We start from the raw sequence: 24,832 nt of genomic DNA, 5'->3' as shown, positions 1-24,832 counted from the left end.
GTTCGTACTAATGCTCGAACACGTTGGAGCACCTCGTACTGGTTACAAGGTTTCATACTTCCTCCAATCCCTGATGTATATCCTTTTCCTAGGGGGATATTCGTGGGTATTACTCAGTTTCAATGTTAACCTCGAGAAATTACACAAACCGGTTTTTGATTTAATCGATTCTCTATTTCAAGAGTGGTTGTGGGAGAATAGTTACTCAGAGACTTTCGCAATTCCACTAGATTTAAAGTTACAGGGGTGTAACCTAGTTACAGGGGTGTAACTTGCTCTTCGATACTCAACCCAAGGACTCCCTCGACGATCTCTTTGACAGGGAGGATGAGTTGAGGAAATTGAAGGATAGCCTCACCGAAAGAATGATTGTCATCACTGGAATTAGGAGGGTAGGCAAATCGAGCCTAGTTCTGTCGGCACTCAATTCCCTGAAGAGGAACTACGTGTTCCTAGATGTCAGGAAAATCTACGACCCTAACTCCAGGAAGGTTTACGCACAGAAACTGGTTGAGGAACTCTACTCGTCGCTTAACAGGATGAGCAGGAAAGAGAGAATTAAGGATCTCCTAACCAGGCTGAACTTGAGCCTAGAGTGGCCTGTGAGCCTTAACCTGAGGTTAGGCGAGGTGACCAGGGAGCTGAGTAAGGTGCTCTCGATCATGAATGAGATAGGTCTCAGGGAGGGGACGATTCCAATAGTGTTTGATGAGGCCCAGTACCTGAGGTTCTCAACTGTGGGGCTGAGACCCCTTCTGGCCCACGTTTACGATCACATGAAGGGGATCAACCTAGTCCTGACGGGAAGCGAAGTGGGTCTACTCCACGATTTTTTGGGAGTTGAGGATCCAGGCTCAGAACTATACGGGAGATATTACGCGACTGTCGAGCTTAAGCCATTCGATAGGGATAAGTCCAGAGAGTTCCTGCGGAGAGGGTTCGAGGAGTTGAAGGTGAGGGTTGAGGACAAGTTAGTTGAAAGGGCCGTGGATGAGCTAGATGGAATAGTGGGCTGGTTGGTCTATTTTGGAAAGCTGTATCTAGAGAGGGGTGAGGATGCGATCGAGGAGGTGAAGGAGCTAGGTTCTAGGATGATAAGAGCAGAGTTACAGGAGCTCTTCGTGAGGAGCCCCTACTTCCTCCCCATAATGAGATGCGTGGCCACACTGGGAAAGGCGAGATGGAAGAACATTAAGGATTACGTGATGGCCTCCTCAGGTAAAAGGGTTAGTAACACCGTCCTATCCAGGGACCTAAAGGTCTTGATCAAGACTGGATTCCTTGAGAAGGACAATGAGGGTTACAGGCTCACCGATCCAATTGTCAGGTACGCGGTCATGCGGGAGTTTTAGGAGATGTGGTTAGACCTAATGCGTGGAACATCGTATGATGTTAACTGCCACGTTACCACATAGTCCCAGTCGGACCATACTTTTCCTAACGAAATTAAATTTAACGTTAGTGAGCGGATATTTCATTTCAGTTGAGATGGTTACGCCCGAAACTCGTCCCTGAGATGGATATATAATCATTTCCACGTTATGTCACTACTACTCCTTGAGCAGTTTCACCTTTCCTCCCTCTATCTTGACCTTCTTATCCTTCATGGGTCCGCGAACGTAGGCTGCGTATTCCTCGCCCAGGGCACTCCTTATCTCTTCGAGAGTGCTTTCCCCTCCTATCTCCCTCAGGAAATTGATGATCTCCCTCTCCATGAGTTCGGGCGTTAACTCCTCTTCCTCGTCCTCTGACCTCTTGGTCCTCTTGTATTGTTCGTATGAGAGCTCGTCAAGCTTGGCGAAGGTTCTCACATGTCTCCTGTAGGCCTCTATTATCCTGTAGGCAATGTCGAGGGCTTCCTGATCTGATAACCTTATCATTTTATCGCCAGAATCGTCGCCGATCCTGATGAAGAAACCGCCATCTATTACAGAACCCTCCTTTATTATCGGGGAGGAGTCTCCGATTCTTATCCAGACAGTTGAACCGTCATCCCTTTTATGGACCTTTCTTACTATGATCGCCATTACCTGAAGATGGTAAAGGGTGAATATAAAGGTTCTTGGTTGCCCTTTAGTAGGGTGGTCCGCGTATTTCACTAATAAATGTGTAGCCACCTTTCTTGAGTTGCCCTCTGTAAGGCAGTCTAGCTAGATCCCTTTAGTTCCCTCGTGAAGACCCTCTCAAACGTTGAGTAGGCCACGTCGTCGTAAAGTACCACAATCACCTTCTCGAGGGTTTTGGGGCTGTAAGATCTAAGAACGCTGGCCATAACCCTTGCGCACACCTCCATGGGGTAACCGTAAATGCCCGTGGATATGGCTGGGAGAGCTAGACTCCTCAGTCCAAGCTCTTCAGCCTTCTCCAGAGATCTCCTGATGGCAGAGTACAACTTGTCCTCTCCCTCCAAGCCATACCTGGGACCAACAGCGTGAATCACGTATTTCGCCCGCAGGGATCCTGCACCAGTGACCGCAACCTCTCCAACGGGGACAGGACCGTGTTCCCTGACGTATTGGTCACTTTCCCTTTGAATGGTCTCTCCACCCCTCCTAACAATGGCCCACGCTACTCCACCTCCATGGGAGAGGTACGAGTTTGCAGCGTTTACAATGGCATCTGCCTCGATCCTCGTGATGTCTCCCTTCATCAGGTGAACCTCAAATCCAAGGTTGAAGGTTTTCATGGATTGATCTTTGAGTACTCTCTTAAATTGTTCATGTTGACACACATTTCTCGGATAAGGAAGTACGTATCATCTTCTCGGATTATACGTCGTGATTGCATCTGACCAGTTTCACGTTCATAACATGTCAGTTGGAAAACTACCAGTGCGTGCTAAAGAAGACTCACCTAAAGGCCTTGCTCCCTGATAAATTGAGGGTCTACATCAGGCTCTCGTTCATCGTAGCTCCTTCTACGACCTAAACCTTATCCGACGAAATGAGAACATTTATTGCAGCTTGCTACAACTTACCTAAAGTAGACGTCACAAATGAGATTATAGTCCGAAAACTTCTTGATTAGCGATCTCATCTCACCTTCTTGAGCTTGATCGTGAGCGTATCATTAACTACCCTCTTTGAGACCATTTCCGCTACCCCAGGCAAGTTCACCCTAATCTCCTTTCCCCTCACCTCTATCACGAGCTCATCTCGCTCAACTCTAGCGTTCACCTCATCCTCCCTCGCGTCACTGAGCTCCATCACCACAAGAATAACGTCGCCGTTCACAATTACCTCAGGCTCACCTGAGGCAGAGATCGGCTTCCCAAGGTTAAACCTCCTCACTACTCCCTCCAGTAATGAACGTAGGGTGTTCACTTCGAGGAGTAACTCGTTGAGCCTGTCCCCAAGCTCGTTATATCTCACCATTATTTTCACCAAGCCTTCAACAGTGTCCATCAGGTCCTGAACAACCGGAGTCAGCCTAGATTTCAGATCCTCTAGTCTTCTAATCTCCAACTCTGGATCAATTGAGGAAGTATCCTTCTCCATCATCTCCACAACCCTGATAACCTCCTTGTACTCTTGATTCAGAAGACTGGCCTCCTCCACAACCTGCACGGACTTGTCCCTAAGTTTCCCAGTTTCCGCAGACAAGGTTCTACTCATCTCCCTAAGCCTCTTGAACTTGTCCCACAGCTCATTGGCCTTTAACTTGATGTTAGCCATGTCAAGGAGAAGGTTTCTCACCTCGTCGCGGAACTCCCTTGTCACGTTTCCCGGTAACTCGCGTAGGTCCTCTATTGCCCTCCCTATCTCATCCATGTAATACCCGTTAATCCCCGCCACCTTCTCAATCTGATCGAGCGTCTTGGTTACCCTCTCAAGGACTTCATCTAGGTCCTCCATGACGCGTCTGCTCAGGGATATTGCCTTAGTCATTTCCTTGTGTTTTCCAAACAAATACACGATTAACAGCAACATCCTCCTTTCGTCGTCATCCGTCCATTGGGACATGATTTATTTTAACCTTGAGAAGATATAAACCTGACCTCGAGGACATGAAGGGTTGGGGTGTAGTAGTCTATTCTCGCGGTCTTTCCCCGCGTGAAGGTGGACTCGTCACTCCTCACGGGTCTTCCAGGATGGAGAAGATTTTGGTAACTCCAGGTTAAAGGTGTGTGTCCAACAATTTATTTCTCCCTCCAAATTTCCAATAGATTGTAGACCGTGAAGAAGGCCGAGAACCATGACTCTAAACTCCTCTTGCTTGCGTTCCACGGGAAGTGGAAGTCCATCCCAGAGAGCCTGTGCTTCGCAGTCCTGAAAACCTGCTCAACCCTGTTCCTAATCCCAAAGGTGACGTGTTCGTGGTCGACCCCCGCTATCGAGAGGAAGTTGTACGCGGGGAGGCCGTCATGTATGTACTTTGCCCTCAGGAACTCTCCTCTCGTCCTTAACTCCACCTGCCTCACTCGCTTCACTAGGATTATTACGTCTAGGCCCGATCTGGCCTCGGTGACCATGAAGAACGGGATGACCCCCGTGTTGATATCCCTCACGACCCACAGGTAATACATAGCTCCCTTCACAGTGAGTACCTTCGTCTCGTCAACCGCGTACTCCCCGGTCAAGGGGAGGTCGAGCGTCGTCCTCGTCGCTCTTCTCCAATAATAGTGAACCGTGCTCCTCGGGACCCTGAATCTCCTGAGGGATAGTCCAAGGAAATAACTGGCCAACGCTTCCGCCAACTCCCTAAGCGACCAGAACCGGGGCTTAAGGTTATTAAGTTCAAGAAGGTAAATCATTACTTGGGTCAGGACGGGAAGAGGTATGGTCCTCTTCACGGTGGTTCACATGATAGGCCCGTCCTGACCCTTAAATATTATTTTGTCTAATTTAGCGATATTGTTGGACACACTCGGTTAAAGTCAGGTTTTGAGTGTCATCTCCATCTAACTCGTCAAAGATGTCAGGGAAAGTAAATATTCTTCCTCCAGGCATTGTCAACCGTCCAACCCATGCCAAACACGTGAGAGGTTCATAGCTAGATACGTTCAATCGCTTGATCTGTGAGGAATAGTTTTATGATCCAGTCTCACAAGACTAGTCTCATGAGACTAGTACTACAGAGAAAGGAGTGCGAAGAGCTCAAGCGGGTAGATTACTGGATATTGCTTTTCGGGAGAAGGAAAACTGGGAAGACGACGCTGATCAAGAACTGTGCCAAATACGATTATTTCGTCACAATAGCCAACGAGTCTGAGGGTCTACTCGAGGACGGTGAGAGGATAGGAATCCCAGAGCTGTTGAGGGAAATTCGCTCAGAGGTGAGAAGGGGTGGTAGGGTGGTCATTGACGAGTTTCAGAGATTACCAGAGAGGTTCTACGCGGACATCTCCACTCTCGACAGGACAGGAGGGCTAGTCCTAGCCGGCTCGAGTTACGGGGTTCTCAACAAGGTCTTTGACAGGAATTCCCCACTTCTCGGCCTCGTGACCCCAAGGGAGATTCCCATCCTCAGGTATGAGGAGGTCCTATCTCAGGTCGGGGACCCAGTTCTCTCAACTCTCTTCAGGGATCCGTGGGTTATCCCCTTCGTGAACTCCTATGGGGAATTCCTGGATAGGATAAGGGAGTTCTCCCTCATCTCCAAGGGGTTGGTCGGCGAGATATTTAAGGAGGAGGAGAGAAGCCTGACCGAGCTGTACTATCAGTCCCTCTTGAAGGTGGCTGAGGGAGTCTGGAAAACCTCGGACCTAGCGGGTATCCTCCAGGTTAAGGGAGGAGAGGCCACCGTTTCCTCCCTGATGAACCGGTTAAGTAAGATGGGCCTAGTGAGGAAGATCAGAACCCTGGGGAAAGAACTGTATTACAGGCATGTCTCCCCAGTGATCTCGTTGGCGTTCTACGCTGAGTCAAAATATCTAGTCAGTGAGAGAGACGTCAAAATCCCAGAGTTGCCCATTGGCCTTGAGGTTCAGTTCTCAGTGGGTGAGATGATCAGTGAGTACTACGGCGGAGATTTCGTTTATTCCCCTAGGGAAGACATTGATATCATTGTGATGAAGGGAAGGAGAAGGTTGATTGCCTTTGAGGTCAAAATGGGCGAGATAAGTGAGTCAGAGGCCAGGGAAGCAGTGAAGAGGATGAGTAGGGTTGCGGAGAAGGTGGGACTAATAAGCTTGAGAGAGAGGCCCCCAGAGATGGGTGACGTCTCCATAGGTCCCAAGGAGCTTCTTGAGATTTCCAGGGAGTTAGTTGCGAAGAGAAGGGAGTAGTCCAGCGCCTCACCCTCGTTGTGGATGAAGGCATTACAAGAGGCATTCCAAAGCCGTGAATTTCCTTAGACTATGTGTCCACTACGTACTCTGTACTCTATGTGTTTCAACGTCAATACAACCTTGACTGGTCCCTAAATTGGGTAGTCGTCAAAGCCGTCTCAAGACTCGTCCTGGTTGAGAAGCAGGGTAACGCCTACTTCCCTTCTGACCCGCGCATAGAAGGGCCGAGATCTAAGCTTCACGATTAAATCAAGGTCTACTCACCGAATTCGCCGTGGATAGACCAAGCTTTGGAGATCTAGCAGTACGTGTTCAGTCCCTCCATGGCACGCTAGGAAGTCATTTCAGTGTGATCTCCACAACTCTCCTCTTCCCTCCCTTTTCCATTAGCCAATCCACACCATCTGCTAAATGGTCAGTCTCGAACGTCTCAAATCCATAAGCCTCAGCGACTTTTAGGGGCTGTGTCCTTGGATTGAAGAAGTTAGCTTGATAATCAGCTCTCCCCCTCAACGACTCATACCCATGATTGTTAAGTATCATTATTCTCATTTCTAGGTCATAGTAGGATGCGGTCCAAAGTGTCTGGGGAGAAAAGTGGAAACTTCCATCGCCCATGAGAGTAACGGCCTTCCCTCCGGCGGTAACGTAACCCAGCGATGCAGGCAGAGCCCAACCCAGGAATCCAGATCTATTGGAGAAGAAGAGATGTTTCCTAGTCCCAATTACTTTCTTAACCACCTCCTTATGGGACGGAGTCTCTTCGAATATGGCGTGTCCGTTTAGCTTTGAAACTAGGTACTCCATTAGCTCTGTGACCTTATTTCTGTTATTCGGCTTGAGATCGTGAGAACCGACTTTTTCCCTTACCTTAGGAAGAAGGTGTCTCAGGAAGTCCTTTGGATTACAGAGGACAGTTCTCCAAAGCCTCTTGGATTTCTCCTCCGGGTCCATGGTAATCTGAAGTATGTTGAACCTGAACTCTTGGTCCATGTACAACACGTTGTGAAGGGTACCTCCGAGGAGGAGGACTAGATCGTATTGACCAAGAATCCTGTTTATCCCACTGGCACTCCTTGGTAATATAACGTCGATCTTTGAACCTGGGGACCGAGAGAAGTGGGGTTCTGTGAAGATAGGTGAACCCACCTTCCTGGCTAATTCCACAACTTCTTCGTGGGCATCCACTATGTCCAATTCGTATCCTGCAACTACTGCAACTTTATTGACTGCGTTGATCTCCTCGGCTACCATCTCTACGTCTAGGAGATTGCAGGGACAGTTCCATTCAACTCTTCCAGAGATGTAACTTTCCGTATTCCCTATCTCCTCCTCCATGATGTCGTATGGTAGCCCGAGGATAACTGGCCCGGGCGGAAGAGAGACAGCTGTTTTGATTCCCCTGATCAAAGCCTTGCTTACTTCCTCCTTCCTTCTCACCTCTATCACGTCCTTTGCGTACGGAATGATCCTTAGATCTACGGAAAGTATGGGCTCATCCAACAACTGGGTAGAGGACTGTTGCCCCACGGTGATGAGAAGGGGAGTTCTGTCAAGCCTTGCCGAATAAACGTAACCCAAGGAATTCATTAACCCAGGAGCTGCATGCGTGTTGGTTACCCCTACCTTACCTGTCATAAGAGAGTAACCGCTGGCCATGCCTATGGCTGGGCCATCGTGGAGGGCTAGGAAATATCGAAATTCACTCGGTAGATACTTAAGAAAGGAAATCTCCGTGGTTCCTGGATTCCCGTACATATTTGTGGTAGAACTTGACAGGGTTTTGAATATTGATTCCGCTACATTCATTTTATCACCTTAAACAGGATGTTTTTGTCATGAAAAATAGGACCTCGAAAATACTCACGGTTTACCACCTCTAAGAAGGGACGATTTAACAAGTTGTATGGCGAGGGAGGGATCAACACCCTTGGGACAAACGAAGGAACACGAACCTGCAACTCTACATGACCATACTCCTTCTGGCGTGTCTAGCTTTAGAATTCTCTGGGGATTCCTGTCCCTTGAGTCCGCAGAGTAGCGGTAGGCCACGTTTATTGCAGCAGGTCCCGGGAACTTCTCGTTGGTCGCAACGATGGGACAGGCAGAGTAACACAGACCGCATTGTATGCAGTAGTTGAACTGTAGGTATCTCTTAACCTGATCGTCAGTCTGGGTATATGCCCTTGTGGGCCTCTCCTGCTCCTCATCTCCAATTAGATGGGGAGTTACAGACCTGTACTTCTGGAAGAACGGGATAAGGTCGGGGACTAGACCTCTTATGGTTGCTAGGTTTCTAAGTGGTTCAACCATCATTTTCTCCCCGAGGCTTTTCACCTTAGTTAGGCAAGCTAGCCTTGGTTTACCATTGATCACCATTCCGCAAGAACCACACAGTGCCATCCTACAGGAATAGCGGAGGACTAGGCTAGGATCTCTTTCCTCCCTAAGCTTCAGGAGTAACTCGAGCACCGTGGTATAATCATCTATCTCCTCTTCCTTAACGTCAAAGGTTTTCACATTCAAGGTTTTGCCGTCCTTTACCATTACCTTCATGATATCACCCGATCACCGTTAATATGCCGAGGGCAAGTACAATGGTAAAAATCACGACGATCACCCCCATGATTGCCTTCACTCTGCCTCCATTGCCTGAATCGATGAGAGCTCTCCTTAATCCTAAGCCTGAGTGGACAAGGGTAAAAAACAGGAGTAGCACAAGCGCAGTGGAGTATCCCACGTTCTCAAGTTCCCTGACCACCACGCCATAGGAGACGTTTCGGCTCAATCCTCCAGGCGAGAGGATAAGGAGATGCACCGTCACGAGTGCCAACACCAGAATTCCCGTCCCGTAGGTCAACATCCTAATTGTGGACTCCCTCATGAGAAGATCACCACTCCTGCGACTATGGTAAGCACTATCCCTAACACTCCCATTATCATGACATAGATCTGGTGCCTTTTTCCCGTGAGCCACGTGGTATAGGGATACTCCTGTTCCTTAGGTTTAGTTAGGAGATGGCCCGACTCTATCAACATTATCCTAATTCCATTCAATGCGTGGAATATTAGTGCCATCATTATCACGACTAAGAGGACCTTTCCGAGGACGCTCTCATCAATGGCAAGTAGGGAATTCCATACGTACGAGCCATATCTCACCTCATGAACGAAGACGATGTGGCCCACAATGAATAGCGTCAATCCCCAGCCTGTTATCCTGTGGAGAGCCATGAGGGTTCTCTCCTTGTTCCAGCCCAGTATCCTGAACCACTCCCTCACGTTAATACACCCTCTCTGTTGGTTTCCACTTGGTGATTGCTACCGGAATGTAGGATATTACCGGTCCGTCACTCCTGTAGGTTGACAAGGTATGCTTCAGGAAACCCTGATCGTCCCTTGAAGGGAAGTCCTGTCTGAAGTGGGCACCCCTTGACTCCCTCCTGTTCAGGGCCGATACCGCTATTACCTCAGCCATATCCAGCAAATTCATGACTTCGTGAGCATGTATCCATTCAAGGTTATACTCGAATGCCCTATCCCTAACGTAGACCCCGGTGTAAGCCTCCTTTAGACCCTTTATTCTCTTTATGGCGTCCAGAAGTCCCTCCTCGTTCCTGAACACTCCCACCCCATCCTCCATTACCTCCTGCAGTTTGTTCCTCACCTCGTACGCAGTTATGGATCCGTTCTCCTTCTTTATGAGAGAGTAGGATCTGTCCAGTTCAACCTTCACCTTATCGTTCAAGTCCTCAAGGACGTCATTTTCAAGTTTCGAGATATAGTTAAAGGCACTTCTCCCAGCCCATCTCCCCATGACTAGACAGGCCGGTAAGGAGTTAGAGCCCAGCCTATTTGCCCCATGAAGGCTTACGTTGGCCACTTCCCCTGCTGCGAACACTCCCTTTAGTGGAGTCGAGAGTTCAGTTCCCTGAACGTGAATTCCTCCCATGGAGTAATGCGCCGCAGGGAGGACTGGGATGGGCTCTTCTAGGGGATCCTTACCTAGGAACTGGATTGCGTTCTCCCTGAAGGTCTTGTAGATGGTTTTGAGCCTCTCCTCTCCCACTGGCCTAGTATCGAGGAGAACTGCCCTCATACCCCTGGGACCCTCAACGCCCTTACCCTCCTTGATCTCCGTAAGAATTGCCCTAGTTACTACATCCCTGGCCGCAAGCTCCATCTTCCTCGGGGCATACTTCTTCATGAACCTCTCCCCCTCAGAGTTAAGGAGGAGAGCCCCATGTCCCCTTAATGCCTCAGTCGCCGGAATACCGTATGGAACCATGGTAGTGGGCAACCATTGAATGAATTCCATGTCCTTGAGGGGTATCCCCGCCCTATAGGCTATGGCAAGTCCGTCACCTGTTACCGTGTGGGAGTAGGTCACGTATTTATATATCCTCCCAATCCCGCCGGTGGCCATGATCAAGGCCTTGCCCTTGAACAGGTAGAAATTTCCCGTTGCCCTATCCATGGCGAGGAGGCCCCTGAACCTGGAACCATCGTGAATTATGGCAGTGGCGAAATACTCGTGGTAGAACTTTATGTTGTTCCCGCCCAGGGCCCTATCGTAAAGGGTTTTCATGAGGAAAAATCCGGTTCTATCGTAGGCGAAATACGTTCTCGGAACTTCGTGGGCCCCAAAGGCCCTTGCCAGCAGGTTTCCCTCCGAGTCCCTAGCCCAGGGCATCCCCCAATGCTCAAGCTGAAGGATTTCCTGGGGAGCATCCACAACAAACTGCTCAACGGCGTCCTGATCTGCCAGGAAATCTGACCCCTTAACTGTGTCGTATGCGTGTTGCTCAAAGGAGTCTCCAACCTGCATGACCGCAGCTGCTCCCCCCTCGGGAGCCACAGAATGAGACCTCATTACCTGAACCTTGGACAGAACAGAAACCTCGTATTTCCCCCCTGAAAGCTTATCGAACTCTATCGCTGACCTCAGGCCAGCAAGTCCGCTCCCCAGCACGATGAGGTCCGTGGTAATTACTTCAGCGTCCATTTCACTCCTCCTTTAGAAGGGCGTTCAAATTCCTCAGCACTTTCTCCCTATTCTCCATTAGAAGGTTACCTCCCTGAGCGTCTATGGCCACAAAAGCAGGTCCTAAGGAGTTTACCTCAACCTCGAAGAGTGCCTCTCCCCTGAGGTCCTCCCACCAAACCTTGTCAACCCTCTGTATGGACGAGGTAGCTAGCGCAGCGGCGCCTCCCACGAAAAGGAGGTACACCGACTTGGTCCTTGAAAACTCTGGGTTCATCCTCTCGCTCAGCTCTCCCTTCCCTACAATACCCTTCACCCCAAGCTCATTGAGGAGGCGAGGAATATACTTTTCCATGCGCTGGGAAGTGGTTACCCCAACTGAGAGGATTGTGTACCCGTTGGAGTCCTTTGTGAAGCTTGGTGCCCCAAAGAATACAACCTGGTCTTTCAAGTTTACAGGTGGAGCAACTCCCTGCTCGAAGATTCTCCTGAGGGTAGCGTCTCTCATGATGTAAATTTTCCCTGAGAGGTATACCTCTTCTCCAAGACGTAAAGATTGGACCACGTCCTCCTTGAGTGGAGTTTTCAATTTCCTCATCTCAATCACCCATGTTAACCTTCATGTCGAGGGTTACCTCAGCCGTGGCCCTTTCTCCCCTCCAACACTGGACGTTCACGGCAACGGGCAAGCTACTTATGTGCGTTTCCCCAATTTCAACGTGAACCCCTATGGCCGTGAACTTTCCTCCAACACCCATGGGACCCACGCCCAACCCATTCACCAAGTAGAAGAGCTCCTCCTCAAGTTTAGCTCCCTCAGGGTCCGGGCTCCTGGATCCAACAGGGCGCATAACTGCCCTCTTAGCTAAGTGAGATACCGACTCGAAATCTCCTCCAATTCCCACCCCTACTATGTAAGGAGGGCATCCCTTCCCTCCAGCGTTCGCTATGGTCTCTAACACGAACTTCTTCGCCCCCAAGATACCGTCCGCAGGCCTAAGCATTTTCAGGGATGACATGTTCTCAGAGCCTGAGCCCTTCGGTAGGGCGGTTATTCTTATTTTATCCTTTAGTTCTTCGTTAATTTCAAAGTGTATTATTGGTGAACTTCTCCCCGTGTTATCACCCGTGTTTTCCCTAGTTATGGGATGTACCATGTTGGGTCTCAAGTGATACTTCAGCGTAGCTTTCCTCACGCCCCGCGCAATACTATCCCTAAGTTTGGGAAGGGAGATCTCGAAATCTCCCAGCTCTACGGAGTACACTGGCGTTCCCGTATCTTGACATACAAGTAGGTTCCTTTTGGTGGCTACCTCTATGTTCTTCATTATCGTGTCCAACACTCGCCTTCCCAGCTCACTTTGTTCCATCTCGTAGGCCTTTCCTATTCTTTCAACCACGTCCTTTGGAATGACTGTAAGGGCCTTATAGTAAAGAGTTTCTGATACCTCCTCTACAAGGCTATAGAAAGTATCCGAAGTCATTAACTATAGTAAGATGAGCATGATATATATACCTTTCTGTATACCAATTAGTATATAATGATTATTCGGTAAGTTTCTATCCTTTCGAAGACATTAGGGTTTATTATCTTGAGATCATGGTCTGAAATCATCTGCTCAATAACCTAACACTTTGTTATGCGATTACAGCTGAATGCTTAAGTTCGCGTTTAGGTTATGACTATGATATACTTTATCTATGTTAGCCCAGGACCTATAGTTCGCCATAAACCTATAACTCTAGGCTAAGGTTCTCTCCTAATTCTTCGTCTATCACACGTAGTCACGTTCATATATCATATTGTCAACGACGTGTATTTTTTATCGGTTCAAGATCTGGCTACATCACTGTCAAGGGAAACTACTTGTATCAATTGGCTACATCACGACAATCCCAATACGCTCTGTAACGGATGGTTATATTGATAAAGAAAATAAAAAACTTTTATAATAAACTATCCTCTATAATGCAATGATCCGCAATTATCTAAATCTATCAGTTATTTCTTCTAACGACTTTCCTTCCACCGAACCCCTCTTACCGACCAATATCATTACGATCATAACTCCAACAAGAGATAATAATCCTAGGAAAGCGTATAGAGCCGGAACGCCACCTAATGATAACAGCACAGGTTCAATGAAACCTGTTGACGCCAGGGATAGCCTAAATGCCATTATGTTAATTCCAGACGCTATACCTCTCATGTTTGTAGGATATAGCTCTGCACCCCAATTTATAATGATTGTTTGAGAAAATACGCTACTCCCATTGGAGATGAATATCAAGGGAAGTAGGGCATCCACATTATGCGTTAGTGGAATTATCAGTAACGTAGAAATTATTAATACAGTACCTCCTATTATCAGTGAATTTAATCTACCAATTTTATCTGTAATAAGAGCTAAAATTAAAGTAAATACGATTTCTGATACCCAGACAACTGGGACTTGCAACAGCACTGAGGTAAGCTTAGACAATCCCAAACTCTGCGTGATGTAAGGGAAGAAATAGGTGGATAGTCCTGCGGGCATAGCGGTAGCATATATCCCAATAAACGTTGGGACAATGAGGAGAAGTAACAGAGGTATATTTTTACGAATATTGAATGAACTAGTGATATTATTTACCGTCTCTTGGGGCGAACTCCCCGTGACCTTCTTTACCGCCTCAACTGCCTTATCAGTTTTTCCCTTGAATAGAAGCCATCTAGCAGACTCTGGGACAGTAAACCTTAATCCTGCTCCGATAATGATGGGTATCAAGCCTGTCACGAATATAATTTTCCAGATTTCTGGTGAGATCGACGATATTGACAAAAAGTAGTAGCTCACCAGTGTTCCGACCACAAGTCCGCTTTGCGCCAGTACCCAAAACAGTGCCAATATCCTTCCCCTAATTGCCTTTGGCGCAAACTCAGATAGAAACGGCAGTGCGGCGCCGTAATCGCCCCCTATTGCAAAACCTGTTAGTATCCTGAATAGCTCAAACTCGTGGAAGTTAGTGGCAAATATGGACAAGGTCGCAAAGACAAGCATAACAACCAAATCCACGAAGAACATTCTAGCTCTGCCTAGGAGGTCCACCAGTGGTCCCCAAGTTATTGCGCCTATCAATATACCTATATTAAGAAAGAACACGAATTGGCCATAGACTGACGTCGTCACAGAGAAATACTTTAAATAACTCAAGCTGGACGGTGTCAATATCCCCGCAGTGTTATAATAATCGGCAAATGCTCCTATTCCAGCTACCAATAGAATGAAAAATATCTTTCTATTGGAGCGAATATTATCCAATGCATCAAATGGGTTATGAGTCTTTTTTACTCCTTCACTATCCTTGTCTGGATTACTCCTGATAACCATATGTATGCACTCTCTTATATAATGTTGTATACAATGTTTCTTAAATAGTTTTTGTTATTTAATAGTACAACGTGTTTTATGCTCAATGAGAATTTTCAGAAAGCTGATTTCATTAGTTATTAGTAGCTCCACATCGTTATAGATTAATCCTTATTAATTAAGTATCGACTCCAGGCTAGCTCAACGAACTTGCCAGGATTCATAAAGTGGTGCGGATCGATACAACCTTTAATGTCATTCATGATTTTAAGAACCTCAATGCCGTTGTGAGCTGTTAACTGTTCCTTCATTAAATCAGCTTTCATGTAGCCTATTCCATGTTCACCCGAAATTGATCCTCCTAGTATTATTGCTATCCTTCCTATCTCGTCATAGATTTTCGTAAGTCTAGGATCGTCTCTACTCGAGATCAGAATATTTGGATGTAAATTTCCGTCAGCTATGTGCCCCAAAATGGCTATCTTAACGCCGCTCTTTTCCTCAAGTTCCTTAATTTTCATAAAAGCTTCATCAAGTTTAGATAGGGGCACAACAATGTCCTCTGAAACTCTTTCGTTCCACTCAGCCTTTAGGGCCAGTCCTGCCAAGGCTCTTTCCGATAGAGTTTTATCCTCATCCACCTCCGTGAATGTAACGGAGTGCTGTCTTAATATTTTTTCAATTTTTTCTCGATAAGTCGAAGAAGAGGATAGTGTAATCGTCCCACCGACGCTCTCCGGTATGTTAGTATTAAAATGTTTATTTATTGTTTTAGCTACTAATCCATCCATATATTCCGCCACATCTATAACGACGCGATTCTTTCTAAGTTCCCTGATTATCTCAGTACCTTGTCTGAAGTCAGACAGTTCCATCATGATCGAGTATTTTACCTCTTCAGGGACAGGAATGATCTTGAACCAAATCTCCGTCACTATGCCAAGCGTTCCCTCACTACCCACGAAGAGGTGAACTAAGTCGTACCCGGCTCTATTCTTGACGAACGGCTCACCAACTCTTATCACCTTTCCAGATGGTAAAACCACCTCTAAGGCAAGCACCCAGTCTCTGAAGGTGCCGTACCTTACACTTCGCATACCTCCTGAGGCGTTATTGACTACTCCTCCCACGGAACATGCAAAGGAACTAGCAGGCTCGGGAGGTATGAAGAAGCCGATTTTTTTAAGCTCTTCATTTAATTTTGAAAGGATCAAGCCCGGTTGTACTCTCACGTACCACTCTGTATCATTTATCTCGACTATCTTGTCCATGAACTTCATGTCAATTAAAATACAACCATCACATACCAAGTGCCCGGCTAAACTGGTACCTCCACCCCAGACTACGATGGGTAAACCATGTTCTCTTGCAACATTTACTATTTTCACTACTTCCTCAGTTCTAGATGGGTAAGTCACCACGACTGGTCTTACTCTATTATTAAGGAAATCTGTCCTTTCCTCCAACGAACACTTAATTCCATCCAATTCCCTCAGTATGTTTTCGGACAAAGAAATCCACACTCTCAATTGAGTCTTTACTCTTTATTAGTTTTTACTTATTACAAAGGTCAATAATAAGGTTTATAATGAAGAATACTGAATTGTATACATGGAAGCTCTAATAGGAGGAAAAAGAATCTCATCCGAGTCTAAGATATCGGTTAGGAATCCTGCAACCATGGAGACAGTGGATACGGTTCCCTCACTGTCAAGGGAACAAGTTAAGGAAGCCATAGAGTCAGCATGGACAGCTCTAGATGCCTTGAATTCTCTTTCGATTGCAAAAAGGTCAAGGCTACTCCTCCAGGTTTCACAGTTGATTAGGGAAAACCTCCAGGAACTCGCAATAACAATGACTAGGGAGACAGGTAGACCAATAAAGAGTTCCAAGGGTGAGATAGAGAGGACAGCACAGATCTTTGAGCTTGCGTCCTCTGAGGTAAGGAGGATTTTTGAGGGCAAATATATACCCCTACAAGAGTACGAATTTCCTGCAGGAAACGAGAGGAGGATGGCCTTAATCGCTAGGGAACCCATAGGTGTGGTGGGAGCCATTACTCCTTTCAATTTCCCGGCAGCCAGTTTCGCTCATAAAGTCGCTCCCTCTCTTGCTGTAGGAAACAGTGTAGTGTTTAAACCCTCATCCCTGACCCCCTTGACACAACTGAAACTGGGTGAACTAGTGTCAAGAGTTTTCCCTCCCGGTGCCATTAACGTGGTTACAGGGGATTCTAGCATGATAGGAGACGAATTCGTAACAAATCCCAAGGTTAGCGTGATCACCTTCACTGGCTCTGCGTCTGTGGGACTGGGACTGGCAAGTAGAGCCATAAGGGAAGGCAAAAGGGTTATCATGGAGCTAGGGGGAAGCGACGCCATGATAGTACTGGAGGATGCCGACCTAAAGAGAGCCGTTAAGTCAGCGTTGTTGGGCAGGTACGACTTCGCGGGCCAGTTCTGTAACGCGACCAAGAGAGTCATAGTCAGAAAGGAGATAGAGGACAAGTTCTCAGCCCTATTGCGTGAGGAAGTAAGCAAGCTCAGGATTGGGGATCCGCTAGACGAAAACACCGACCTATCTCCCTTAATATCTGGGGAGGCCAAGGAAAGGATGAAGCTATTTCTAGACGATGCCGTCTCCAAAGGGGGAGAAATAATATACAAGGGAGAAGTTCAGGAGAGGGGCAACTATTTCCCTCCCGTAATCCTTAGATTGAGGCCCTTCTCTGACCTTAAGGTACTTAAGGAAGAAGTCTTTGGACCGATTCTTCCCATAGTGAGCGTAGATAGCGATAACGAGGCCGTGGACGTGGCTAACTCAACTGAGTATGGACTTGACGCATCTATCTTCACAAAGGACTTCGGCAGAGCTCTAAGGATTGCCTCTAGGTTAAAGGTCGGAACGGTGGTGATAAACGATACCACCAGACTAAGGTGGGATAATCTCCCCTTTGGAGGTACAAAGAAAAGCGGAATAGGAAGAGAGAGTATCCTAGATACGATGCTTGAAATGACAGAAACAAAACTAATAGTCTATAGCGATTAAAAAATTTTTATCTTTTTATAAATTTTCTATTTCCATAATTTCTCCAGCGATTTCCCCTTAGTTTCTGGCATCATTACTACGGTTGCTATGAACGCCACAATTGCTGCAGCTAGCATGACGTATAACGATTCATGGAACGACATCAAGGGAAATACAGCCGTAGAGAAACCTGCTGCAATAATCCTAGAAACTCCTTGCTTCCAGCCCTCCATTGTTCCCCTGATCCTCGTGGGAGCAAGCTCCGCTGAAAGATCTAAGTGGAGCCCACCCTGGAAATTCAAGAAAAGTGCCAACAATGAGTAAATGACCAAGAGGGCAATTTTACCTACGGTACTGGGGACGAATATTAACGCCAAGAACGCAAGGATACTGCCTATCCATCCTATGTTAGCCATGGGTTTACGCCCAAACCTATCAATTGTATAGGCAATGATCAGTATTGCAATAATATTCTCGATCCAGAATAAGGCACCCGCAGTCTCCACAGGTATTTTTAAGGAAGTGGCGAAGAGTGAGCTGAGAACACCCGCTGCGACGAACGCTATCTGATAGCCAGTATAATATATTGCAATAAACGCTGAGTTCCTAGAGAATTTCGTCAATAGTTCTTTATAATACGTGTTCTTGACTTTCTCTACCTTGGCGGACTTAATCGCTTGTTTTTCCTCGTCTGAAAGAGGTCTCTCTATCACCCTTTCCACTACGGCAATAGCTTCGTCAACTCTGTTCTGCTCCAGGAGCCATCTTGGCGATTCTGGACTACCCAGTCTGGCCGCAGCTATTATGGCCGCAGGTATTATTGCGGAGGCAACGGCAAACCTCCATGCATCTAAACCTCCAACTGACAATAGCCAGTAACCTACTAATATTGCAGCTAAGGCTCCTATGGGATAGAAAAGAATATCGTATGCCATGAACTTGCCTCTAGACTTGACAGGAACAAATTCCGAAAGATATGAGCTGGAGATGGGATAATCGAGACCTACACCGATTCCGACTAGCAACCTGAGCGCAAATAGCATGTATCCATTTAACGAGAATGCCGACAACCCCGCTATTATGACGAAGAAAACCAGGTCTATGATAAACATTGTCTTTCTTCCTATCTTGTCCACGAGGTAACCTGAGATTAAGGCCCCTATACCTGTTCCTATGACTACTGCAACCCCGATAGCAGTCACTAATAACGCGGTGAGATGAAATACGGACTTAAGTTGGTTTAAAACCGGAGTCAGGACGACCGTATTGTATGCGTCTACGAATACTCCTCCTCCCACGAGCAGGAGCATCTTATAGTGGAACCATTTTTCCTTCGAGAGATCTAGATTGTTGAATAGTCTCTCCTTTACCTCTTCCCATGAAAGCGATTTATCTGCCATAACATTCCTCATTATAGATTAGAGCATGTAGTATATATTTTTTTATTATATGTCATATCTTATGCTGTATACTATAACGAATTCACTGTCATATACATAGTGATAGTCTTCTGTAGTGTCTGAAACGTCAGAGAATGTACCAATACCCAGATGAGGATTTTACCATACGGATATCAATGGGGAACAGATTGGTGAAGGAGACGGTTATAGGCAATGAACAAGGTCTAGACGTCATGTATATTTGCGCATTCCTAGGAGCCTTCCCTACACGGAGATCTTTACCTATTTAAAGGCCCAAATAGTCTATAAAAATAATTAGATTATGTATTTTTTAATAATAAAAATATCATTCCAGGGGTAGCTCTTTCTTTATTAGATCATTTAGATCGATGTTTTTAGTCCGTTTGTTATACATTTTTGCGATTTCATAGATAAGGAAACCTATCACTATAACCAATATCACTTGAAACGAGGGTTGAAGGAGAATTGAAACGTGGGGTACAACGGCGACGCTTGGAATAATAATAAGCGTGACTATTATACCTGCTAACCCTGCTATGATCGCACCTATTGTCGTCACTTCCTTTTCCCATTCTTTCTTGCTACTCTTAGTTGAGATAAGAAGTACCCCTGCCCCGAGAGCCATCATCTCAAGTAGGACAGAGAGGGATCTTACGTCCACAGCAGACACACCCACGCTAGTTGTATAAACTAGGTATATTGATGCAAATAGCGCGCATACCAGCAGGGAGAAGTCGGGTGCCTTAAACTTGTTAGTGTGAGTGAAGATCTCAGGAAGTATCTTGTCTTGGCCCCAGGCAAAGAGCGTTCTACTGGAGGTAAGTAACTGGGGCATGATTGTCTTCATTATAATAATTGTAACTATGATCGAGAATATAGCTCCAATAAGTTTCGGTTCAGATATGCTCAGTATACCAGGAATGGTAGCGTAATAGGAATACTTTGATTTTATTAACGCAAACACTTGCCCTCCAGTTATTGCGTGGAAGACTGCAAGTGAAACTAAGGTAAACAGGACTAACGCGATCAACCATGCCAGGAATATACCCCTTGGCATGTCCTTTTTGGGATCCTTAGCCTCTCCACCTAGGAGAGGAGCCGCGCTTATGCCCGCATACGCAAAAATGAACAGGGTTACTGTACCGAAAATATCCGAGTAAGTTAGGGGAGGTGTAGTGTAACTGGGAATTGTTCCATGAAATATTTGACTCGATAAATAACCAGTGTAGACAGAATTAGCGGTGCCGAAACCCGCAACCATTGATATGATTGCCCCTAGCAAAACAAGGGCGAACAGCAGAGTTACCACAACTCCATAGCTTCTCACGCCCGTGTAATGAATTAAGAAGAAGGACCATATTAGGGCCAACCCCAGCACAATATGCCCTGTAAACGTAGCGAACCATGCTCCAGAGGATATCCCCAATGACACGAGTGTTGAAGCTAGGGTCGATCCAACAGTGTAGCTAATGAACCCTATGGCAGATACTATTCCAATCCAGTATAAAAAGTGAACAATAAATCCTACCTCCGGAGTGGTAGTTCTAGATATCCAGACGTATTGCCCTCCGCTTCTGCTTGCCACCTTGCCAAACTTCTGATACATAAATACCTTGGGAAGCATAAACAATCCAGTTATGAACATGATTGCTGGAACAAGGTTGAGTATGGCAGGATATGATCCAATACTCTGTGTGGCTACCGCGTTGATACCAGCTCCGTATTCTTGACTTACCGCCGAGGCTATTATGGCCACGGGTCCTATTACCTTCGCCAATTTGAAAGGTTTGTCTGACACATGGATAGATGTTCTGTATACTTTAAAAACTTTTATATAGTATACGATAGATTATATCAAATCTTACCTATATCTAATCATTCTATAAGTAGACATTTTTCAGTTCAATTATGATTTAGCTTAAGATATTACATTAATTAAGACACGTAAAAACCTGGGAAAAATTACGCTGTTGGTCCACGGGTTGAGGCCATGTTAAGTCCACCTTCGCTTCCTTACACGTTGAACTTAGAACTATTTCCCGTCCAGATCCCCCTACTCCATCGAGGAATTGAGATGGGCTTAATAGGGAGAGCACGTCTGTCTTAAACAAGATGAACGTCAGCGCAGAAGAACTGAAATCCATTATCGTGGAGATATTGGACGAAAGGGAAGTCGAGGGAAGCGAGGTTATAGCGGACCACATGGTTGAGGCAGAACTTAGGGGACACTCCTCTCACGGAGTTCAGAGATTGATACCCCTTGTGAAGGGGATAGAACTAGGAACGATTTCAAGGAGATTACAATATGACGTCCTAAAAAAGGAGAGGGGATCCATGTGGATCGATGGAAAGCATAGCGTCGGAATAGTCCTGTGGAACCAATTAATCCAACACGAGTTCCACGAGCCCTCCAGTGTCATAGCAGTAAAGAATGCTTCCCACATTGGTTTCCTAGGTTATTACACGGATAAACTAGCCACACGAGGTTATGTGGGGATCATGTTTGGAAATGCCGAGCCCGCGGTAGTCCTCCCCGGTACCTCAAGGAAACTCCTGTCCACCACGCCCCTCTCAATTGGTATTCCTCACAACCCTCCCATTGTCTTGGATATGGCCCTGTCATCCACGTCAAGGGGAAAAATATTGGAGGCCCAGAGAAAGGGCGAACCCATACCCGAGGGATGGGCAGTGGACAGCGAGGGAAAACCGACCATCAATCCTGAGCTTGCCCTAAGGGGTGGAATACTCCCGATCGGCGGAATAAGGGGTTTCTACCTCATGCTAGTCCTTGAAATACTGACGTCATTCATTTCGGGATCGGCAATGGGTCCTAACGTGAAGGGGGTACTTAACACTGAAAATCCTCCTAATAAGGGAGAAATATTGATTGTGATAAATTCATCCTACTTTGCGTCTTACACTGAACAGATAGATGAAATCAGGAAACTTCTGGGGATGGAGTTCCCGGGGGAGCACGGCCTTCAATTGAAGGCCAGGAGGTTGACCGAGGGCATACCCATGGATGCACAGCTTTGGAGTACCCTGGTCAAGATGAAGGAAAAGGTTCCCTTCTTTATCTAGTTCAGTCTTTCTCACGTTTCGACGTTCCCCGCAGATTTTCATTCTCTTGTTCTGTATACAGTATGGTATATACACAAAGTATATTAATAACAGATACATTCTTAACATATGCCACGAGGTCTTATTCATTCGGAAAAGGATGATGTGTGCGTGGCCACCACAGACGTCAAAAAGGGAGAGGAAGTTCTTTGCGCATATCTAGAGAACAACTCTAAACATGAGATAATCAAGACCTTAGATGATGTCCCCCTGGGTCACAAAATAGCACTCAGGGACATAAGGCAGGGAGAGAAGGTACTAAAATACGGTAGGCCTATTGGTGTGGCCACGACCAACATATCGAAGGGACAACATGTCCATGTTCACAACCTCAAGTCCATAAGGTGGTCAAAATGATGACAATCAAGGGTTACATAAGGGAGAATGGAGCCGTCGGCGTAAGGAACCACGTCCTGGTTCTTCCCTTGGACGACCTTTCCAATTCCGCAGCCTTGGGGGTTTCCAAGATAGTTAACGGCGTCGTTGCCGTTCCTCACCCCTACGGTAGGTTACAGTTCGGTAGAGATCTTGACCTCCTGTTTCACATCCTTTCAGGGACCGGGGCAAACCCAAACGTCGCCGGCGTCATAGTAATAGGGATTGAGGACAATTGGGCCAATAGGGTGGCAGACGGTATCGCCAAGACAGGTAAACCCGTTGAGGTCTTCCCCATTGAGGGATACGGTGACCTAAAGACCATTGAGAGGGCCTCAAGGAAAGCCAAGGAGATGGTTCAGGAGGCAAGCGAGAAACAGCGCACGGAGGTGGACATTTCTTCCATAGTTATGAGCGTTAAGTGCGGGGAATCTGACACGACCTCGGGTTTGGCATCTAACCCATCCGTCGGGGTCGTAGTGGATAAGATGGTTGACCTGGGAGCAGTTGCCATGTTTGGCGAAACCTCAGAGCTGACGGGCGCAGAGGACATCGTAGCTGACAAGATGGCCAACGAAGCCTTAAGGGAAAAGTTCCTGAAGATCTATAAGGAGTACATTGACGTGATAGAAAGGGAAGGAGCGGATCTCCTTGGATCCCAGCCCACCCAAGGAAACATTAAGGGAGGACTCTCCACGATAGAGGAGAAAGCGCTAGGGAATATTCAAAAGCTCGGACATAGGAAGATTAACTGCGTCCTTGATTACCTAGATCCTCTGGTTAGGGAGAAGCAAGGTACCCTGTGTTTCGTTAACACTTCGTCAGCGGCTGCCGAGGCGGTGACGTTGTTCGCAGCGAAGGGATCAGTGCTCCACCTGTTCACCACGGGCCAAGGAAACATTGTGGGCCACCCCTTAATACCTGTGATAAAGATAACCGGTAATCCCAAGACGGCCAGAACCATGAGCGAACATATAGATGTGGACGTTTCGGATCTGCTCGACCTCAAGATCTCGCTAGAGGAAGCTGGAGAGAGGGTGTTCAATTACATGCTCAAGGTCATGAACGGAAGGTTGACTGCCGCCGAGGTACTTCACCACGAGGAGTTCTCGCCGATAAAACTATACATAAGTGCATAAATATTGGAGTTACTGGAGGGAATCACCGGGTGAACATTCAGATTTTTCCCCTATCTATTCCATTTTTTACTAACCCCGTGTCAGAATTTTCTGATCAATGGTCCGTGCAGTTATATGTGAAGGTAAGTTGGGATAATGTGAGTGGTTGGGGAGAGACCGGCGTCTTCGGGAGCGGAATACTCGGGGCCTATGCCTCAATCCTCAAGGAATTGATTGCACCCCTTCTGGGTAAGTATACCATCACTTCACCTTACGACGTTGAGACCTTCCTAGAGAAGGTAATGTTAACAGCGGGTAACTGTGGAGTTGTTACGGGGGCCATAAGCTCAGTGGAAATGGCCATGTGGGACGCTAGGGCAAGGAAGCTTGACACGTCCCTGGCGGAAATGCTTGGCGGGAGGGTTAGGGAAAGGGTGCCCGTTTACGGCAGTTTCCCAAGGTTTAAGTCCAGTGAGGATGTCGTATCCACTGTAGTTAAGACGACGGAGAGGGGTTACAAGATGATCAAGTTGCATCAACCTCCGTCATCTGTGGTGGAGGACCTCCACGAGATCAGGGAGAAGATCGGATACGACGTGAAGGTTGCCCTCGACATGAACGCTCCCTTCGACCTGGAGAGTGCGAAGAAGTTCGTGGACGCAGTGGCTAAATACGAGGTAGAGTGGGTAGAGGAGCCGATCTGGCCCCTGGATGATTACGATTCATTGACAAAGCTGTGCGATTACTCCCCTGTACCCATAGCTGCAGGGGAGAACGAGTACACCATACACGGCTTCAGGAGGCTATTGGAGACTGGAATCGCCTACCTTCAACCTGACATAGCCAAGATTGGGGGAGTGAGTAAGTTCCTGAAGGTTCTGGACTTAGCCTCAGGTTATAACGTGAAGGTCGCCCCGCATGACAGGCCAGATTCCTCACCGCTTTCCCTGGCATACGTCCTTCAGATTGCCTCCGCAAGGTCCGAAATTAGTACCATAGAGTTCACGATCTCGGATTTTCCATCAGATTTATTCGAAAACATACCCAGATTTCGTCACGGGACACTGGAGGTTCCAGTGGGTCAAGGTATTGGGCTAGAAGTTAAAGAAGATCAACTAGAGAAATATTCTTACAAGGAAAAATTAAGAATACTCGCCTTTAGCGACCTTGAAGGCAAACTAAGGGATAAATAGCAAGTTTAATAAAAT

At 46.8% G+C, this 24,832-nt stretch carries 22 protein-coding genes; 7 read left to right on the top strand and 15 right to left on the bottom strand.

Going from position 1 to position 24,832, the window contains the following annotated elements:
- The first annotated feature begins 272 nt into the window (after positions 1-272).
- Positions 273-1,352, top strand: coding sequence for an ATP-binding protein (locus ACI49J_RS05825; protein ID WP_240255603.1), 1,080 nt, complete (start codon positions 273-275; stop codon positions 1,350-1,352).
- A gap of 198 nt (positions 1,353-1,550) precedes the next feature.
- On the opposite strand, the gene ACI49J_RS05820 is transcribed toward ACI49J_RS05825, so the two are convergent.
- The 4 genes from ACI49J_RS05820 to ACI49J_RS05805 all read right to left on the bottom strand — a co-directional run bounded on the left by ACI49J_RS05820 (position 1,551) and on the right by ACI49J_RS05805 (position 4,792).
- Positions 1,551-2,027 carry a hypothetical protein gene (locus ACI49J_RS05820; protein ID WP_240255605.1) on the bottom strand — a complete coding sequence of 159 codons (477 nt, stop codon included), beginning with the start codon at positions 2,025-2,027 and terminating at the stop codon, positions 1,551-1,553.
- Positions 2,028-2,146: 119 nt separating this feature from the next.
- Positions 2,147-2,686 carry an ADP-ribose-binding protein gene (locus ACI49J_RS05815; protein ID WP_240255607.1) on the bottom strand — a complete coding sequence of 180 codons (540 nt, stop codon included), beginning with the start codon at positions 2,684-2,686 and terminating at the stop codon, positions 2,147-2,149.
- A 346-nt stretch (positions 2,687-3,032) separates the two neighbouring features.
- Positions 3,033-3,962 (bottom strand): hypothetical protein, encoded by a 930-nt coding sequence (locus tag ACI49J_RS05810; RefSeq protein ID WP_240255609.1) that lies wholly within the window; start codon positions 3,960-3,962, stop codon positions 3,033-3,035.
- A 176-nt stretch (positions 3,963-4,138) separates the two neighbouring features.
- Complete coding sequence (locus ACI49J_RS05805; protein WP_240255611.1) at positions 4,139-4,792, bottom strand: IS6 family transposase; 654 nt, start codon at positions 4,790-4,792, stop codon at positions 4,139-4,141.
- Positions 4,793-5,059: 267 nt separating this feature from the next.
- Between ACI49J_RS05805 and ACI49J_RS05800 the strand changes: the two genes are divergently transcribed.
- Entirely contained in the window at positions 5,060-6,226 is a 1,167-nt protein-coding gene (locus ACI49J_RS05800; protein WP_240255613.1) for an AAA family ATPase, read from the top strand.
- Positions 6,227-6,568: 342 nt separating this feature from the next.
- Here the strand turns inward: ACI49J_RS05800 and ACI49J_RS05795 are convergent, their stop codons facing one another.
- The 9 genes from ACI49J_RS05795 to ACI49J_RS05755 all read right to left on the bottom strand — a co-directional run bounded on the left by ACI49J_RS05795 (position 6,569) and on the right by ACI49J_RS05755 (position 16,074).
- The gene (locus ACI49J_RS05795) at positions 6,569-8,038 is read right to left on the bottom strand and encodes a thiamine pyrophosphate-binding protein (protein WP_240255615.1); all 1,470 of its coding nucleotides are present in this window, start codon (positions 8,036-8,038) and stop codon (positions 6,569-6,571) included.
- Positions 8,039-8,092: 54 nt separating this feature from the next.
- Entirely contained in the window at positions 8,093-8,785 is a 693-nt protein-coding gene (locus tag ACI49J_RS05790) for a succinate dehydrogenase/fumarate reductase iron-sulfur subunit (RefSeq protein WP_240255617.1), read from the bottom strand.
- A gap of 4 nt (positions 8,786-8,789) precedes the next feature.
- Complete coding sequence (locus tag ACI49J_RS05785) at positions 8,790-9,113, bottom strand: succinate dehydrogenase (RefSeq protein ID WP_240255619.1); 324 nt, start codon at positions 9,111-9,113, stop codon at positions 8,790-8,792.
- Positions 9,110-9,511: a succinate dehydrogenase gene (locus tag ACI49J_RS05780; RefSeq protein ID WP_240255620.1), complete on the bottom strand. Its 402-nt coding sequence runs from the start codon at positions 9,509-9,511 to the stop codon at positions 9,110-9,112. The genes ACI49J_RS05785 and ACI49J_RS05780 overlap by 4 nt, the downstream gene beginning before the upstream one ends.
- A 1-nt stretch (position 9,512) precedes the next feature.
- On the bottom strand, positions 9,513-11,234 hold the full coding sequence (locus ACI49J_RS05775; protein WP_240255622.1) for an FAD-binding protein: 1,722 nt from the start codon (positions 11,232-11,234) through the stop codon (positions 9,513-9,515).
- A 1-nt stretch (position 11,235) separates the two neighbouring features.
- Entirely contained in the window at positions 11,236-11,811 is a 576-nt protein-coding gene (locus tag ACI49J_RS05770) for a FumA C-terminus/TtdB family hydratase beta subunit (RefSeq protein WP_240255625.1), read from the bottom strand.
- Between the two features lies 1 nt (position 11,812).
- Entirely contained in the window at positions 11,813-12,697 is an 885-nt protein-coding gene (locus tag ACI49J_RS05765; RefSeq protein WP_240255627.1) for a fumarate hydratase, read from the bottom strand.
- 501 nt (positions 12,698-13,198) lie between these two features.
- Positions 13,199-14,584: an MFS transporter gene (locus ACI49J_RS05760; RefSeq protein ID WP_240255629.1), complete on the bottom strand. Its 1,386-nt coding sequence runs from the start codon at positions 14,582-14,584 to the stop codon at positions 13,199-13,201.
- 143 nt (positions 14,585-14,727) lie between these two features.
- Positions 14,728-16,074 (bottom strand): FAD-binding oxidoreductase, encoded by a 1,347-nt coding sequence (locus tag ACI49J_RS05755; protein WP_240255631.1) that lies wholly within the window; start codon positions 16,072-16,074, stop codon positions 14,728-14,730.
- A 100-nt stretch (positions 16,075-16,174) separates the two neighbouring features.
- Between ACI49J_RS05755 and ACI49J_RS05750 the strand changes: the two genes are divergently transcribed.
- Positions 16,175-17,611, top strand: coding sequence for an aldehyde dehydrogenase family protein (locus ACI49J_RS05750; RefSeq protein ID WP_240255633.1), 1,437 nt, complete (start codon positions 16,175-16,177; stop codon positions 17,609-17,611).
- 26 nt (positions 17,612-17,637) lie between these two features.
- Here ACI49J_RS05750 and ACI49J_RS05745 read toward each other — a convergent pair whose 3' ends face one another.
- Both ACI49J_RS05745 and ACI49J_RS05740 read right to left on the bottom strand, forming a co-directional pair.
- The gene (locus ACI49J_RS05745) at positions 17,638-18,990 is read right to left on the bottom strand and encodes an MFS transporter (RefSeq protein WP_240255635.1); all 1,353 of its coding nucleotides are present in this window, start codon (positions 18,988-18,990) and stop codon (positions 17,638-17,640) included.
- A gap of 346 nt (positions 18,991-19,336) precedes the next feature.
- The gene (locus tag ACI49J_RS05740) at positions 19,337-20,809 is read right to left on the bottom strand and encodes an APC family permease (RefSeq protein WP_240255637.1); all 1,473 of its coding nucleotides are present in this window, start codon (positions 20,807-20,809) and stop codon (positions 19,337-19,339) included.
- 314 nt (positions 20,810-21,123) lie between these two features.
- On the opposite strand from ACI49J_RS05740, the gene ACI49J_RS05735 reads away from it, so the two are divergent.
- The 4 genes from ACI49J_RS05735 (at position 21,124) to ACI49J_RS05720 (ending at position 24,817) form a co-directional block, all read left to right on the top strand.
- A complete protein-coding gene (locus ACI49J_RS05735) occupies positions 21,124-22,092 on the top strand; it encodes an Ldh family oxidoreductase (protein WP_240255639.1) in 969 nt (322 codons plus the stop codon).
- 108 nt (positions 22,093-22,200) lie between these two features.
- Positions 22,201-22,488, top strand: a complete 288-nt coding sequence (locus ACI49J_RS05730) for a UxaA family hydrolase (protein WP_240255641.1) — start codon at positions 22,201-22,203, stop codon at positions 22,486-22,488.
- On the top strand, positions 22,485-23,645 hold the full coding sequence (locus tag ACI49J_RS05725; protein ID WP_240255643.1) for a UxaA family hydrolase: 1,161 nt from the start codon (positions 22,485-22,487) through the stop codon (positions 23,643-23,645). The genes ACI49J_RS05730 and ACI49J_RS05725 overlap by 4 nt, the downstream gene beginning before the upstream one ends.
- 29 nt (positions 23,646-23,674) lie before the next feature.
- Positions 23,675-24,817 (top strand): mandelate racemase/muconate lactonizing enzyme family protein, encoded by a 1,143-nt coding sequence (locus tag ACI49J_RS05720; RefSeq protein ID WP_240255645.1) that lies wholly within the window; start codon positions 23,675-23,677, stop codon positions 24,815-24,817.
- The last annotated feature ends 15 nt before the right edge of the window (positions 24,818-24,832 follow it).

Origin of the sequence: Metallosphaera sp. D4-4 (assembly GCF_046245145.1) — an archaeon.
Classification (GTDB): domain Archaea; phylum Thermoproteota; class Thermoprotei_A; order Sulfolobales; family Sulfolobaceae; genus Metallosphaera; species Metallosphaera sedula.
This window is presented reverse-complemented; position numbering and strand designations above follow the sequence as displayed.